This is a genomic window from Nocardiopsis sp. FR4 (genome assembly GCF_009830945.1).
In the GTDB taxonomy this organism is placed as follows: Bacteria; Actinomycetota; Actinomycetes; order Streptosporangiales; family Streptosporangiaceae; genus Nocardiopsis.
In genome coordinates, this window is record NZ_ML776454.1 from 1 (window position 1) to 15516 (window position 15516).

Consider the following 15516-nt stretch of genomic DNA (forward strand, 5'->3'; position numbering starts at 1 on the left):
GCGGGAGCGGTACCGGCAGATCGTCCGGTGGAGGTCGCCCGAGACCGGGGGGCACTTCCCCTCGCTGGAGGTTCCCGAGTACTTCGTCGAGGACCTGCGCGAGGGCCTCTCGGCTGTGCTGGCCGCTGACGGCGGTCGGTCATGACGCTGGCGTGGAGGCGTGCGGCCGGGAGTTGATCGCCGCAGGCGGTGTGGGGCCGAGCGGCGCCAGGCGTTTCCGGGGTGGTCGCACCACTGCGGTCAGCGCACGGGCACGCACGGACGCGATCAGACGGAAGCGCCGGAACGCAGGCTCTCCTGGTAGGCCCGGCCCTTGGCCATCAGGCCGTCGAGCGCGTCACGCGTGCGCATCAGTTCGGCGATGTGCCCGGTGAGCCGATCGCGTTCCTGTTCCATGCGTTCCATCGCCGCCTCGGAGTTCCCCTCGCTGGGCTCGTCGACGCAGGGCAGCAGCTCAGCGATGGCGCGGCTGGACAGCCCGGCGGCGTACAACTGCTGGATGAAGGCGACGCGCTCGACGCTGTCGTCGGTGTAGTGCCGCTGCCCACTGGCGCTGCGGGTGCTGGTGAGCAAACCCTGCTCCTCGTAGTAGCGCAGGGACCGGACACTCACTCCCGTCCGTGCCGCGAGTTCTCCGATGCGCACGGCTTCCCCTTCCGGCTACGGCCACAGCCCTGGCTATGACCTGTGACACAGCACTTGCCTCTCACATCAATGTCAGGTTTTAGCGTAGCCGACGTGCCCGGGAAGGGCGCATCGTCCACGAAGGAGACCCGACGTGACCAGTTTGTTCGAGCGTTACCAGCTCGGAGACCTGACTCTGCCCAACCGGGTGGTGATGGCGCCGATGACGCGCGTCCGCGCCGCCGCGGGCGGGCTGGCGACACCGTCCATGGCAACGTACTACGCCCAGCGCGCGACCGCCGGCCTGATCGTGTCCGAGGGGGTGCAGCCGAGTCTGGTGGGACAGTCCAACCCGGGCACACCGGGGCTGTACACCGACGAGCAGGTCGCCTCCTGGAAACCGGTGACAGCCGCGGTGCACGCCAACGGCGGACGGATCTTCGCCCAGATCATGCACGGCGGCCGCGTCTCACACCCCAGCACCACCGGTGTGCGCCCGGTCGGCCCCTCGGCCGTTCCCGCCGTCGGGGACGTGTTCACCCCGACCGGGCCCCGGCCCGCACCGATGCCGCGCGCGCTGGAGGAGGCCGAGGTTCCCGAGCACGCCGAGTCCTACGCCGGGGCCGCCCGCCACGCCGTCGCCGCCGGGTTCGACGGGGTGGAGCTGCACGGTGCCAACGGCTACCTGATCTCCCAGTTCCTCTCCTCCAACGCCAACCTGCGCACGGACTCCTACGGGGGCTCGGTGACCAACCGGATCCGGTTCGCCGTCGAGGCCGCGGCCGCCACCGCCGACGCCGTCGGCGGGGACCGGACCGGTATCCGCCTCTCCCCCGGCGGGCGGTTCTGGGGGACCGAGGAAACGGAGGTCCGCGAGCTCTACACCGCGCTGCTGGCCGAACTGGCCCGGCTCGGACTGGCCTACCTCCACCTCGAAGCCACCACCGACGAGGAACTGCTGCTGGAGCTGCGCCGCGTCTGGCCGGGCACCCTCATCGTGAACCCGACGGTCCCCATGGGCACGAAGCAGACCAACAGGGAGGACGCCGACCACTGGCTCGGACAGGGCGCCGACCTCATCAGTTTCGGCCGCTCCTTCATCTCCAACCCCGACCTGGTCGAGCGGCTCCGCACCGGACTACCGATCTCCCCGGTGGACGAGGCCACCTACTACCAGGGCGGCGACCGGGGTTATCTGACCTACCCGGCGTACCAGCACAGCGCGTAAGCCCGGGGCCGTCCCCTCCTCGCCGAAGCGGAGGGGAAAGCCCTGGAAACGAACGACGGCCCTTCCGGAAGGGCTCCCCGGAAGGGCCGCACCGGACTCGGGACCGACGGCCGGAGTCCTCGGGCCGTAGCGGGAACATGAGCCCGGACACCGATTCCGTCGCCGGTGGCGAGCGTCGGGGCGCGCCCGGCGACCGGCCCGCCCAGGGGCGGGCGACGGGTGGGCCCGGACCGCGGCGGCACGGGTGTGCTCACGGGAGAACCCGGCGCGGTGGCCATCCGGCCGGGGAGGCCTCCGGGTCCGGCGCGGGCGGGGTGGCCGCACACGGGGGCGGACCGGGGTGACGAGCGGGCCCGGCGCGGGAGCGGTCGGGGCGTGGGGCGAACGTCGTCCGAACACCGGGCGAGGGGACGGGGTTTCGCGTCAGGCCCTGCTTCACGGCACCGCCCTTTCGGTCGGGCGTTCCTTCCACCGGGCACCCACGCGACCGGGTCCCTCACCCCTCCGGTGCGGGATCCAGCTCGGCGGCCACCCGGGCGGCGGTCTCGCGCAGCCAGATGTGCGCGGCGTCGTGCCGGTGGACGGGGTGCCACCACAGCGCCTCCTGGATCGGGGCGGCGGGGAACGGGCAGGGCAGCACCCGCAGGCCGGTGCGCCCCGCCCGCGGCGCCACCAGACGACGCTGCGCCAGCGCCACCCGCCGCGTGCCCCGGACCAGGTCGGGCAGGAGCCCGAAGTTCTGCACGGAGACCTCCACGCGCGGGTCCAGGCCGAGCATCCCCAGCTGGTGGGTGACGGGGGCGTCGTAGGGGCGCTGGTAGACCACCCACGGCAGCCGCCCCAGGTCGTCCATGGTGACCGTCTCCCCCACGGTGTCGTTCTCCCCGTCGACCAGGCACACCCACTCGTCCCGGTACAGCTCCACGGTCGGGTAGCCGCTGATCACCCCGTGCAGCATCAGGGCCCCGTCCACGCCGCCGAGCACGCTCTCGGTGGCCGACACGATCGTGGCCGGCATCTGATGGAAGTGCAGCCGGATGCCCGGCGCCTCGGCGTGCAGGACGCGGGCCAGCCGCGCGCCGAAGACCGCGACGGCGTAGTCCGAGGCCAGGAGGGTGAAGACCCGTTCCTCGGTCTCGGGGTGGAAGTGGGCGCGGCTGCTGAAGAGCCGCTCCATCACGGAGCAGGCGTTGGCCGCGGGCACCCGCAGGGCGTGGCCCAGCGGGGTGAGCTCGTAGTGGTTGCCCCGGCGCACCAGGAGTTCGTCGGAGAAGTGCCGCCGCAGGCGGGCCAGGGCGGCGCTGGTCGCGGGCTGGCTCAGCCCGATGCGCTCGCCCGCTCGGGTGACGTTGCGCTCCTCCAGCAGGGCGCGCAGGGCCACGAGCAGGTTCAGGTCCAGGTTCGCGATGTTCACACGCCCCGCCCTTCCAGCGGTTATCCACCGCCTGGATGCCACTCATATGGGAGATCTATTTCACAAATCCCTCCTGGCGGCCCAATGTTAGTGGCATCACACCTGGAGGAGACACCGTGGAAACCCTCTCGCCACTCGCCGGCCCCTTCGCCCTCGGCACCTTCTCCGTGGGCAACGGGTCCCCCTTCCCGGGCCTGGTCTCCGGGGAGAGCGTCCTGGACCTGCGCACCGCCCCCGAACTGCGCGTTCCGCCCGGCAGCGGCCTGACCACCCTGGACCTGCTGGAACGGTGGGCCGAGGCGCTGCCGGTGCTGCACCGCCTGGCCGCCTCCGGGGAGGGCGGGCGGCACGCCCTGGCCGACCTGCGGGTCCACGCCCCCGTCCGCCCCCGCCAGATCCTCCAGTCCGGCGCCAACTACCGGACCCACGTCCTCGACCTGGCCGTGGCCCACGAGCCCGAGGGCGGGCGGTCGGCCGAACGGGTGCGCGCCGAGACCGCCGCGATGATGGACCGCCGGGCCGCCGAGGACCAGCCGTACGTGTTCATCGGCCTGCCCTCCTCGGTGAGCGGCCCCTACGACGACGTGGTGATCCCGTCCTGGTGTGTCAAGCCGGACTGGGAGCTGGAGCTGGCCGCGGTGATCGGCGAACCCGCCTTCCGCGTCACACCGCAGCGGGCCCTGGAGCACGTGGCCGCCTACACCATCGCCAACGACGTCACCGCGCGCGAACTGGTCTTCCGCCGGGACATGCCGGAGATCGGCACCGACTGGCTACGCGCCAAGAACGCCCCCACCTTCACCCCGCTCGGCCCCTACCTGGTGCCCGCGGAGTTCGTGTCCGACCCCGGCGACCTCCAGGTGACCCTGCGGCTCAACGGCGAGGTCATGCAGGACGAGTCCACCAAGGACATGCTCTTCGACGTCGCGCGCCTGGTCTCCCACGCCTCCCGGACCGTGGAGCTGCTGCCCGGCGACCTCGTCCTGACCGGCAGCCCCGCCGGGAACGGGATGCACTGGGGACGGCTGCTGCGCCCCGGCGACGTCATGGAGGGCACGATCACCGGCCTGGGCGCCCAGCGCACCACGTGCGTGGCGGAGGAGGCGTGATGACCGAACCCGCCAGCGCCAAGGACCCCGCTCGCCCAGCCCTCGACCGCACCGACCCCGAGGGCGCCGTCGCCGAGGCCGCGCGCAGGTACTCCAACTGGGGCCGCTGGGGCGAGGACGACGTGCTCGGGACCGTCAACCTCATCGACGCGGCCAAGCGCCGCGAGGCGGCCGGTCTGGTCCGGCTCGGGGTGAGCTTCTCGCTGGCCCAGAGCTTCGACATGAACGGCCCGCAGAGGGGCTGGCGGCGCCGGACCAACCCCGTGCACACCATGCTCGACACCGGCACCGACGCGGCCCGGGGCAACCAGGGCTTTCCGCACGGCATCGGCGGCGCCGACGACGTGGTGTCCATGCCGTTGCAGTGCTCCACCCAGTGGGACGGCCTCGGCCACATCTTCGACCACGGCCGGGCCTGGAACGGCCGCGACGCCGCCGAGGTGGTCACCTCCGCCGGTGACCTGGTCACCGGGATCGAGCACATGGCCGCGCCCGTGACCGGACGCGGTGTGCTGCTGGACGTGGGGCGCGTACTCGGCGAGGACGGCGAGCTCCCCGACGGCTTCGCCGTCACCGCCGAGCACCTGAACGCGACCGCGGAGGCGCACGGCGTCGCGGTGGGTCGCGGGGACATCGTGTGCGTGCGCACCGGCCAGCTGACCCGGGCCCTCCGGGAGGGGTGGGGCGACTACGCGGGCGGGCCCGCGCCGGGCCTGTCCTTCACCACCGCCGGGTGGCTGCACGGGACCGGGATCGCGGCGATCGCCACCGACACGTGGGGCTTCGAGGTGCGCCCCAACGAATTCGACGACGCCTTCCAGCCCCTGCACCAGGTGGCCATCCCCCACATCGGCCTGCTCATCGGCGAGATGTGGGACCTGGACGCCCTGGCGGCGCACTGCGCGGCCGACGGCGTCCACGAGTTCTTCCTGACCGCCGCACCGATCCCCTTCACCGGAGCCGTCGGCGCACCCGTCAACCCCGTCGCCGTCAAGTGAGGTACCCCCCATGGCAGCCGTAGACAACGCCCTCATCGTCGGAGCCGGAACATCCGGTCTGGCCCTGGCCGTCCTGCTCGCCCGCGCGGGCGTGCGGGTGGAGGTGGCCGAGATCAAGGACGACGCCGACGCGCTCGGGTCGGGCATCACCGTCCAGGGCAACGCGCTGCGGGTCCTGCGCGAACTCGGCGTGTGGCCCCAGGTCCGGGCGTCGGGCTACGCCTTCGACAGCCTCGGCGTGCGCGCACCCGACGGAACCCTGCTCGCGGAGATCCCCGACGTGCGCACCGGCGGCGCGGACCTTCCCGCGACGGTCGGCATGAACCGCCCCGAGCTGACCGCGATCCTGCTCGGGGCCGCCCGGTCGGCCGGGGCCCGGATCCGCACCGGGCTGACCGTGCGCTCCCTGACCCAGCACCCGCGGAGCGTGGAGGTGCTGTTCTCGGACGGCGGGTCCGGCACCTACGACGCGGTGGTGGGCGCCGACGGCATCCGCTCGGCGACGCGCCGCATGATCGGGATCGACGCCGACCCGGAGCCCACCGGCATGGGCATCTGGCGCATCCACACCCGCCGTCCGGCCAGCGTGGAGCGCACCGACCTGGTCTACGGGGGACCGTGCTTCATCGCGGGCTACTGCCCCACCGGCCCCGACACCATGTACGCCTACCTGGTGGAGCGGGCCCGGGTCCACGACGGCCTCACCGGACGCGACCGGGCCGCGCACATGACCGGGCTGTCCCGGGGCTACGGCGGGGTCTGGGACGAGATCCGCCCCGACATCGCCGCCTCCGACCGGGTCAACTACACCTGGTTCGAGTCCCTGCTCGTGGAGCGGCCCTGGAACCGGGGCCGGGTGGTCCTCATCGGCGACGCCGCGCACGCCTGCCCGCCCACCCTCGCCCAGGGCGCGGCGCAGGGGCTGGAGGACGCCCTGGTACTGGCCGAGCTGCTGCTGAGGGCCGACTCCCCCGACCAGGACCTGTTCGACGCCTTCATGGACCGGCGCTTCGACCGGGCCCGCACCGTGGTGGAGTCCTCGATGACCCTGGCCCGGTGGCAGCTGGACGGGGTCCGCGACGCCGACGTCCCCGGCATGATGCGCACGGTCTCCGCGCTGGTCTCGGAGCTGCCGTGATCATCGACGTCCACACGCACGTCCTGCTGCCCGAGGTGGAGCAGGCGGTCTCCGGGCAGCCCGGGCACGCCGGGCACCGGGCCCTGGACGCCAGGCGCAACGGCGAGGAGTCCCTGCGGGTCAGCGGGCGCATGGTCGCCGAACGGCTGGACCGCCTGACCGAGGTCGGGGCGCGGCTGGCCGACATGGACGCGGCGGGGGTCGACGTACAGGTCGTGAGCCCCTCACCGTCGCACTACCACTACTGGGCCGGGCCCGGGCTGGCCGCCTACGCGCACCGGCTGGCCAACGAGGGGGTGGCCGCGCACTGCTCGCGCGCCCCCGACCGGCTGCGGGGCCTGGGCCTGGTCCCGCTCCAGCACCCGGAGCTGGCCGTGGAGCTGCTCGACCACGCCCTGTCCCTGGGCCTGCTCGGGGCGGAGATCTCCTCCCACGCCCCGGGGCGCGAGCTGTCCGACCCCGCCTACGAACCGCTGTGGGAGCGGGCCGCCGCCACCGGCGCCGTGCTGTTCCTGCACCCCTTCGGCTGCACCCTCGACGAGCGGCTGGACCGCTGGTACCTGTCCAACATCGTCGGGCAGCCGACGGAGAACGCCGTGGCCCTGTCCCACCTGGTCTTCTCCGGAGTCCTGGACCGCCACCCGGGCCTGCGGGTCGTGGCGGCCCACGGCGGCGGCTACCTGCCCACCCACCTGGGCCGCGCCGACCACGGCTGGCGGGTGCGCCCCGAGGCCCGGGGCTGCGCCGAACCGCCCAGCTCCTACCTGCGGCGCCTGTGGTTCGACTCCCTCGTCCACGACCCCGCCGTCCTGCGCCACCTTGTCGGGGCGGTGGGCGCCGACCGCGTCCTGCTGGGTTCGGACCACCCCTTCGACATGGGCTCGGAGGACCCGGTGGACGCCCTGCGCGCCGCCGGGCTGGCCCCGGACGCCCTGGCCGCGATCGGCGGCGGGAACGCCGCGGCCCTGTTCGACCTGACCAACCACGCTTCCAAGGAGTGACACCGATGCCCGAACGCCTCATCACCCACGTCCGGCACATCGCCCTGGCGGTGCCCGACTTCGACAAGCAGCAGAAGTTCTTCACCGACATGTGGAAGCTGACCGAGGCCGAGACCGACTCGGGGGTGTCCTTCCTGGCGGCGGAGGGCTCCCCGGAGAACTACGTGGTCCGGCTGCGCCGGGCCGAGGAGAAGCGGATCGACCTGGTGGCCTTCGGCGCCGCCTCGCCCGCCGACGTCGACGCCCTGGCCGACCGGCTGATCCGCGCGGGTGTGCGGATGATCAGCGAGCCCCGGGCGATGGACACCCCCGGCGGCGGCTACGGCGTGCGCTTCTTCGACGTGGACGGGCGCACCATCGAGGTCTCCGCCGACGTGGCCGTGCGCGCGCACCGCAGGGTGGAGGAGAAGGAGTCGGTCCCGGTCCGCCTGTCCCACGTGGTGCTCAACACCCCGGACCTGGACCGCACCCGCGCCTGGTACGAGAGGCACCTGGACTTCGCGCTCTCCGACACCCTCACGCACCCCAGGATGGGCGAGGTCATGCACTTCATGCGGTGCAACCCCGCCCACCACAGCATCGCGCTGGCCAAGGGGCCGCACACCTCGCTGCACCACGTCTCCTTCGAGATGCGCGGCCTGGACGAGTACATGCGCGGCACCGGCCGCCTGCTGCGCGCGGGCGTGCGCAAGATCTGGGGCCCGGGCCGCCACATGGCGGGCAACAACACCTTCTCCTACTTCCTGGACCCGCACGGCAACACGCTGGAGTACACCACCGAGCTGGAGATGCTCGACGAGGACACCTGGCACCCGCACATGTACGACTTCTCCGACCCCGAGGTCACCGACCAGTGGGGTACCGCCAACCCGATGGACGAGTTCGTGGCCAGGGAGTCCTTCAACGACCCCGACCGCGGCTGCTTCGTCGCCCCTCCGATGTAGGCGGGGGCACCCATGCGACTCGCCACCTACGAACACGGCGGACGGCGCCGGTGCGGCATCGTGGAGGGCGGGGAGGTCCGCCCCCTCCCCGAGGGCACCGACCTGCTCGACCTCGTGCGCGGCGCCCCCGTCCCGGCCGCGGGGACGCCCGTGCCCCTGGCCGAGGTGCGGCTGCTCCCGCCGCTGGAACCGCCCTCGGTCCGCGACTTCGTCACCTTCGAGGAGCACGTGGAGGGGGTGCGGCGCAGCGTCAGCGGCGCCGAGGGGGTGCCGGAGGCCTGGTACGACGCTCCCACCTTCTACTTCACCAACCCGGCGTCCCTGGTGGGGGCGCACGACGACGTCCCGGTCCCGCCCGGCTGCACGGCCCTGGACTTCGAGTTGGAGGTGGCCGCGGTGGTCGGCCGCCCGGGCCGCGACCTGTCCCCCGAGCGGGCGCGCGACCACGTCTTCGGGTACACGGTGTTCAACGACTGGTCCGCGCGCGACCTCCAGTCACGGGAGATGCGGGTCGGACTGGGCCCCTGCAAGGGCAAGGACGCGGCCGCCACCCTGGGGCCCTGGCTGGTCACCGCCGACGAGCTGGAGCCCCACCGCGACGACGAGGGGTTCCTGCGACTGGCGCTGACCGCCGAGGTCAACGGCGAGGTGGTGGGCAGCGACCTGCTGTCCAACATGAGCTGGACCTTCGAGGAGATGCTCGCCCACGCCTCGCGGGGAACGGTGCTGCGGCCGGGCGACGTGCTGGGTTCGGGTACCTGCGGCAACGGCGGCTGCCTGGCCGAGCTGTGGGGGCGGCGCGGGCGCCAGGACCCGCCCCCGCTCCGGCCGGGCGACACGGTGGCCCTGACCGTGGAGGGCATCGGCACCGTCGCCAACACCGTCGTGCCCGGCACCGACCCCCTCCCGCTGCCCGGGGCCCGCAGGCGCCCGCGCACCCGGCCCTGACCCCCTCTCACCGGGCCCCGGGCAACCTTCGCCCGGGGCCTCCCGGAAGGAATCCCGTGGAATCCCTGCGAGACAAGGTCGTCGTGGTCACCGGTGCCGCGCGCGGCCAGGGCGCGGCCATCGCCGCCGCCCTGGCGGCGCGGGGTGCCCGGGTGGTGGGCCTCGACGTGTCGGAACCCGGACAGCCGCCGCGCGCGGGACTGGTCCACCGCCGCCTGGACGTCACCGACGCGGCGGGCTGGGCGGCGCTGGCCGCGTGGCTGCGCCGGGCGCACGGCCGGGTGGACGGGCTGGTCAACAACGCGGGCACCACCCTGCGCGACCGTCTGCCCGAGGTGGATCCGGTCGGCTTCGCGCGCGTGTACGCGGTCAACGTCACCGGGCCGCTCCTGGGCACGCAGAGCCTGCTGCCGCTGATGGGCGAGGGGGCCTCCATCGTCAACATCGGCTCCGTGGCCGCGGTGACCGGCCACTACCCGGTGGCCTACACGGCGAGCAAGTGGGCGCTGCGCGGACTGTCGGCGGCGGCCAGCCTGGAGCTCGGCCCACGCGGGATCCGGGTCAACACCGTGCACCCGGGGTTCGTCGAGACCCCGATGACGGCCTCCGCACCCGAGACCATGCGGCGGGCCAGCCTCGCGCAGACCCCGTTGGGACGGACCGGAACCGGGGCGGACATCGCCGCCGCGGTCGCGTTCCTCCTCTCCGACGAGTCCTCCTTCGTCACGGGGGCGGAGATCGCGGTGGACGGCGGTTACAGCGGCCACGGCGGGGCCAAAGCGGTGTCCGACGCGCTGCGCGGGGCCGCCCTCTGACCCGTGCCGGCGGTCCCAGACGCCACAGCGCTCCCGGAAACGCCATGCCCCAGGGAACGAGGCACCACAGAACCGCCAGACCCCCTCGCGGTAACGTGCAAGCCAAACAGAGCAGGTGAAGCCATGTGTTTCCTCGGCCCGCCCCTGATTTTCCCAGCGAATTCCTGTAATTTCCGCGGCTCGGAGGAAACCCGGCCTCGAACGCATACCACGGAATCGGAAGCGCGAAGCGGCTTCCGGTGGAATTCCAGAAGAGCCGTCGGATTCGATCCCGGCGTCAACGCGGTGGAGCGTCCGCACCGTCCTCGTCAGGGTCCGACCATGGCGGGAGAGGCTTCGGTCGGCCCCGGGGCCGGACAGACCGCCCTGGTCGCGGAAATCAGCGAGACCGAGCCCGTGGTGGGGCGGTGGCGGACGCGGTTCGGCGCCTCCGCCGCACTCGGAATGCCCGCGCGCGTGACGGTGACCGCGCCCCTCACGGACGCCGTGCGCCACGGCGGTCGTCACGGGACTCGGCCCGGCGATCGGCTCGCATCCCGGCTTTCCCGTCCGGTTCGACCGGTACGGACGCTTCCCCGACGTGCTCCGTCTCGCGCCGGAACCCGACCAGCCGTTTCGGGACCTGACCCGCCCGGTAGGGCGAGGCGGCCCGAGGCCCCGCCCTACGGCGGGCGTGCGCAGGTCAGGCGTCGGTGGAGTCCCCGACCTCCAGGCGGGTGTTCTCCGGCTCGGTCAGGTTGGTGACCATCCTGTCGAAGATCGTGGTGCCGACCGGGCTGAGCAGGGCGTCGTGCACGTCGATGGTCCGCCGGGGGTTGACCTCGCGGACGTAGTCCACGACCTCCCGGGTCTTGCTCCAGGGCGCCACCAGCGGCAGCAGCAGGGTGTCCACCGGCGCGTCGGGCACGGTCAGGGCGTCGCCGGGGTGGAACAGGGACCCTTCGACCAGGAAGCCGATGTTGCCGACCCGCGGCAGGTCGGGGTGGATGACGGCGTGGTGCTCGCCGTGGACCCGCACCTCGAACCCGGCCGCGGTGAAGGCGTCGCCGTGCCCCACGACGTGCACACGGCCCGGGAAGGCGGCCGAGATCCGCTCGGCGACCGCCCGGAGCGTCCACACCTGGAGGGCGGGGTCGACCTCCAGCGCCTCCCGGAGCCGGGCCTCGTCGAAGTGGTCGGGGTGCTCGTGGGTGATGAGGACGGCCTCGGCGCCGGCGAGTTCGGCCGGATCGCCGAACGCCCCGGGGTCCAGTACCAGGGAGCGGCCGTCCCTCTCCAGGCGCACGCAGGAGTGGGTGTTCTTGGTCAGCTTCATCGGGCTCTCTCCTGGGTCGGTCGGACGGTCGAGCGGACGGGGCGCGAGGGAGGGTTGACGCTGTGCAACCGCGATCCTACGATGCATGCACCGTGACGGGACGCTTTCGTCGCGGTGAACGACAACCCCTGGCGTCACGCCCATCCCACGGCACACGACCCCCGTGCCCGCCCGCACCCCCGGCGAACCACCGGGCCGGGACGGACGGGATCGGGCGGCGACACGCACACCACCCTGCCGGCAGGGCTCCACACCCGTTGCGGAGCCACCCCCTTCCGGCCCGGAATGTTAACGCTAACAATCTCTCGGGCCGGGAACTCCGCCCCTCCTCCCACCCCCCGAGCCCGAGGAGGCTCCCCATGACCGAACACCACCACACCCCCGCCCCGCGCCTGTCCCGCCGCACGTGGCTGGGCGCCGCCCTGGCCACCGGGGCGCTGGCCGCCACCGCGACCGCCGCCGACGCGGCAGCCCCGCGCGTGGCCGCGGCCGCCGCCTACCCCGGCCCCGGCCACGTGACCGGGGACATCCGGCTGCACGACCCGTCCTTCGTCAAGCGGCCCGAGGGCGGCTACCTGGTCGCCCACACCGCGAACGAGGTGGGCCTGAAGACCTCGACCGACCGGACCACCTTCCGCAACGCGGGCGTGGCCTTCCCCGGCGGCGCCCCGTGGACCAGCCCCTACACCGGCGGCGCGCGCAACCTGTGGGCCCCGCACCTGTCCCACCACAAAGGCCGGTACTACCTGTACTACTCCGCCTCGACCTTCGGCTCCAACCGCTCGGCCATCTTCCTGGCCACCAGCACCAGCGGAAACTCCGGCACCTGGAACAACGAGGGCCTGGTCATCGAGTCCTTCCCCTCCAACGACTACAACGCCATCGACCCCCACCTGCAGGTGGACGGCCAGGGCCGCTGGTGGCTGGCGTTCGGCTCGTTCTGGTCGGGGATCAAGATGGTGCGCATCGACCCCGCCACCGGCAAGCGCTACGACGGCGCCGTGCACTCGCTCGCGGGCCGCGGCGGCGGCGCCATCGAGGCCCCCACCCTCTTCCAGCGCGGCAACTGGTACTACCTGTTCGTGTCCTTCGACCTGTGCTGCCGCGGCGCGGACAGCACCTACCGCATCATGGTCGGCCGCTCCACCAGCATCACCGGCCCCTACCGCGACCGGGCCGGAACCCTGATGACCTCGGGCGGCGGCACCGAGATCCTGGCCGGGCACGGAAGCGTCCACGGCCCCGGCCACCAGGACGTCTTCGCCGACAGCGACAACGACATCCTGGCCTACCACTACTACGACAACAACGGCACGGCGCTGCTGGGCGTCAACTGGCTGGGCTGGGACTCCGCCGGCTGGCCCTACGTGCACTAGGAACGCGCGCCGGTCGGGGCCGCTACCCCGGTTCGGAGGCGTCCTCGACCGGCGTGCCCTCCACCCGCGAACCGGGCGCCCCCCGGCCGGCGGCGGCCGGGTTGTGCGCCCGCCCCGGCGGCGGGGGGCCGTCCTCCGCGCCCGTGCCCGCCCGGGGGAGGCGCAGGGCCAGCAGGGCGACGTCGTCACCGGCGGGGCCGATGCGCGCGAGGAGCCCGTCGAGGAAGCCCTCCACGTCGCGGTCGGCCAGGGCCGCGGCGTGGCGGCGCAGGTTGGCCAGGCCCGCGTCGAGGGAGTGGTCGCGGCTCTCGACCAGGCCGTCGGTGTACATCAGCAGCGTGGACTCCGCGGGTATCTCCTCCCGGACGTCGGGCCAGTCCAGCTCCGCCCCCAGGGTGCCGCTCAGCCCCAGCAGGGGGCCGTGGCCGTCTTCGAGGTAACGGGCCTGGCCGTCGGAGGTGACGAGCAGCGGCGGCGGGTGCCCGGCGTTGACCCAGTGCAGGTGCCAGGGGCCGCCCTCGGGTCCCTCCAGCCGGGCGAAGACGGCGGTGGCCATGGGTGCGTCGCTGGTGTGGGTCACGGCCTCGTCGAGCCTCCGCATGATGAGGCTGGGCGGTTCCTGGCGGTCCCAGGCCAGGGCGCGCAGCATGTTGCGGACCTCGGCCATGTGCGCGGCGGCCTGGAGGTCGTGGCCGACGACGTCCCCGATGACCATGGCCATGACCCCGTCGCCCAGGAGGAAGGCGTCGTACCAGTCCCCGCCGACCTCGGCCGCCTGCTGCGCGGGCCGGTAGCGGGCGGCCAGCCGGATGTGGTCGACCCGCGGCAGCGGGGTCAGGAGCTGGCGTTGCAGGGTCTCGGCGACGTGGCGCTGCCGCTCGAAGAGCTGGAGGCTCTCCATCACCAGTCCGGCGCGGCGGGCGATGTCGCCCAGCACGAGGACCTCGGCGTCTCTGTAGGCGGACCGCTCCCCGCCCCGGGCCACGGTCAGCGCGCCGAAGAGCTGCCTTCGGGTATGCAACGGCACCACCACCGCGGAGTCCCCGCCCAGGCGGTCGAACAGCGGCCGCTGCGCCCGGACGAGCGGCTCGTCCGGGTCCCGCGCGTCGAGCGGCACCGGCCGGGCACCGTGCAGGGCGCGGACCAGCGCCGCGCGTGAGTCCTCGGGCAGCGGCGGCAGCGGTCCCGTCAGGGACGCGTCCGCCCCGGGGTCGTGGACGGCGTGCGCGGCGACGCGCCGCACCTCCCGCGCCCGGTCGTCGGCGACCAGGTCGATCACCGCCCAGTCGCCCAGTTCCGGCACCAGCAGTCGGACCAGCCTGCCGAGCATCTCGGGCATGTCCACGGTGGAGGTGAGCAGTACGGAGACCTCCGCCACCATGCTCAGCCGGGCGGTGAGCTCCTCCAGGGCCGCCAGGTGCGCCGCGGTCTGCTCGGCGGCGTCGCGGTGCTTCTTGAAGTTGTGGAAGACGACGACCGCGCCCTCCATGCGCCCCTCGCACTGGAGCGGGGTGGCCGCCCAGATGATGGGCACCAAACCGCCGTCACCCCGCAGGTAGAACTCACTGCTGCCCTCGGTCGGCTGGCCTCTGTCGAGGACGGTCAGGACGCGGCACTTCTCCCGGGGGACCTCGGCGCCGTCCGGGCCGCGGTGCAGGAGGTCGTGCAGGTCGCGCCCCAGCATCCGCTCCGCGGGGCGGCCGACGATCCGCTCCGCCCAGGGGTTGACGGCGCTGAGGCAGCCCTCCGTGTCGATGACGAACATCCCCGCGCCCACGCTGTCGAACACCGCGCGCAGCAATTCGGCCTCCGGGGATCGGGCATTCATGCGGTCTCCACACCCACAGTCCTCCTGAGACGACCATGACCAGTGCCGTCCAGTCTGACCCACCTTCCCGGTTCCGGCAGAGCACCTCTCGTGGCATGATCATGCGGTGAACGGTGCCCAACACCTGCCCGCCGCGCCCCCGCCGGAAACGCGGCCCGGGGCCCCGCGTGTCAGCGGCTTCCGTACACCAGCGCGGCCGGGGGCGTGCCGTCCGCGGGCGCGCAGGGGACGGGCGTCCCCCGGGCGGTGGTGGGCCGTGACCGTTCCCTGTGCCCTGGTTCCACCGACGGACCTCCTCCCGGTGATCGTGGCCCTACCCGGGGCCCCGCACAGCGCCTCAGCCAGCCGCTACCACGACCGGCCGGGTCCGAGACGGAGACGCTTGAGCGGTCCTTCGGGAAAGAACGCAGTCGACACACCCCCTAGACGCCCATAAGGGCCAGAACGGTAAGTGCCCACAGGGAAAACCCCACGGAACGGCTCCCAGAGCCATAACCAGAACCAACCGCCCTCCGCCCGGGCCAGGCGGACGTGCTGACTCTGCTTCCCCTTCCTCAGCTCGACCACCTGGCCGGGGCGAGGCAGCGCCTTCGGGCCGTTCTCATCCGCCCAGCGGCACAGACGCTTCGCGGCCTCCCTGATTTCACGCATGCCCCTTATCTCCCGAAAAGATATCTAATTCCCTCGTTCAACGGACCGAACTCCGAGGGGCTACAGGAAGATCTTCCGAGAGGAAGGAAAGGCAACCTAGGGCGCCTGGACAGGCGAGAACATCGGA

The 15516-nt window shown here is 73.1% G+C and carries 13 protein-coding genes; 9 read left to right on the plus strand and 4 right to left on the minus strand.

Annotation, left to right across the window (positions count from 1 at the left end; all coding sequences use genetic code 11):
- Nucleotides 1–267: 267 nt before the first annotated feature.
- On the minus strand, nt 268–645 hold the full coding sequence (locus FYW95_RS00010) for a MerR family transcriptional regulator (protein ID WP_159940934.1): 378 nt from the start codon (nt 643–645) through the stop codon (nt 268–270).
- Nucleotides 646–778: 133 nt separating this feature from the next.
- Between FYW95_RS00010 and FYW95_RS00015 the strand changes: the two genes are divergently transcribed.
- Nucleotides 779–1852, plus strand: a complete 1074-nt coding sequence (locus FYW95_RS00015) for an alkene reductase (protein WP_159940936.1) — start codon at nt 779–781, stop codon at nt 1850–1852.
- Nucleotides 1853–2348: 496 nt separating this feature from the next.
- Here FYW95_RS00015 and FYW95_RS00020 read toward each other — a convergent pair whose 3' ends face one another.
- Nucleotides 2349–3266 carry a LysR family transcriptional regulator gene (locus tag FYW95_RS00020; RefSeq protein WP_159940938.1) on the minus strand — a complete coding sequence of 306 codons (918 nt, stop codon included), beginning with the start codon at nt 3264–3266 and terminating at the stop codon, nt 2349–2351.
- A gap of 116 nt (nt 3267–3382) precedes the next feature.
- Between FYW95_RS00020 and FYW95_RS00025 the strand changes: the two genes are divergently transcribed.
- From FYW95_RS00025 to FYW95_RS00055, 7 genes are read left to right on the plus strand one after another with little or no spacing between them, the layout of a single operon-like run.
- On the plus strand, nt 3383–4375 hold the full coding sequence (locus tag FYW95_RS00025; protein ID WP_236567623.1) for a fumarylacetoacetate hydrolase family protein: 993 nt from the start codon (nt 3383–3385) through the stop codon (nt 4373–4375).
- Nucleotides 4375–5373 (plus strand): cyclase family protein, encoded by a 999-nt coding sequence (locus FYW95_RS00030; RefSeq protein ID WP_159940942.1) that lies wholly within the window; start codon nt 4375–4377, stop codon nt 5371–5373. Before FYW95_RS00025 ends, FYW95_RS00030 begins: the two co-directional genes overlap by 1 nt.
- A 10-nt stretch (nt 5374–5383) precedes the next feature.
- Nucleotides 5384–6511: an FAD-dependent monooxygenase gene (locus FYW95_RS00035; protein WP_159940944.1), complete on the plus strand. Its 1128-nt coding sequence runs from the start codon at nt 5384–5386 to the stop codon at nt 6509–6511.
- The gene (locus tag FYW95_RS00040; RefSeq protein WP_160049860.1) at nt 6508–7512 is read left to right on the plus strand and encodes an amidohydrolase family protein; all 1005 of its coding nucleotides are present in this window, start codon (nt 6508–6510) and stop codon (nt 7510–7512) included. The genes FYW95_RS00035 and FYW95_RS00040 overlap by 4 nt, the downstream gene beginning before the upstream one ends.
- A gap of 5 nt (nt 7513–7517) precedes the next feature.
- Entirely contained in the window at nt 7518–8456 is a 939-nt protein-coding gene (locus tag FYW95_RS00045; protein WP_159940948.1) for a VOC family protein, read from the plus strand.
- A 12-nt stretch (nt 8457–8468) separates the two neighbouring features.
- Complete coding sequence (locus FYW95_RS00050; protein WP_159940950.1) at nt 8469–9404, plus strand: fumarylacetoacetate hydrolase family protein; 936 nt, start codon at nt 8469–8471, stop codon at nt 9402–9404.
- 56 nt (nt 9405–9460) lie between these two features.
- The gene (locus tag FYW95_RS00055) at nt 9461–10219 is read left to right on the plus strand and encodes an SDR family oxidoreductase (protein ID WP_160049861.1); all 759 of its coding nucleotides are present in this window, start codon (nt 9461–9463) and stop codon (nt 10217–10219) included.
- A gap of 682 nt (nt 10220–10901) precedes the next feature.
- On the opposite strand, the gene FYW95_RS00060 is transcribed toward FYW95_RS00055, so the two are convergent.
- Complete coding sequence (locus tag FYW95_RS00060; RefSeq protein WP_159940954.1) at nt 10902–11534, minus strand: MBL fold metallo-hydrolase; 633 nt, start codon at nt 11532–11534, stop codon at nt 10902–10904.
- A gap of 359 nt (nt 11535–11893) precedes the next feature.
- On the opposite strand from FYW95_RS00060, the gene FYW95_RS00065 reads away from it, so the two are divergent.
- Nucleotides 11894–12910 (plus strand): arabinan endo-1,5-alpha-L-arabinosidase, encoded by a 1017-nt coding sequence (locus tag FYW95_RS00065; RefSeq protein ID WP_160049862.1) that lies wholly within the window; start codon nt 11894–11896, stop codon nt 12908–12910.
- Between the two features lie 22 nt (nt 12911–12932).
- On the opposite strand, the gene FYW95_RS00070 is transcribed toward FYW95_RS00065, so the two are convergent.
- Nucleotides 12933–14738: a SpoIIE family protein phosphatase gene (locus FYW95_RS00070; protein WP_159940958.1), complete on the minus strand. Its 1806-nt coding sequence runs from the start codon at nt 14736–14738 to the stop codon at nt 12933–12935.
- Between the last annotated feature and the right edge of the window lie 778 nt (nt 14739–15516).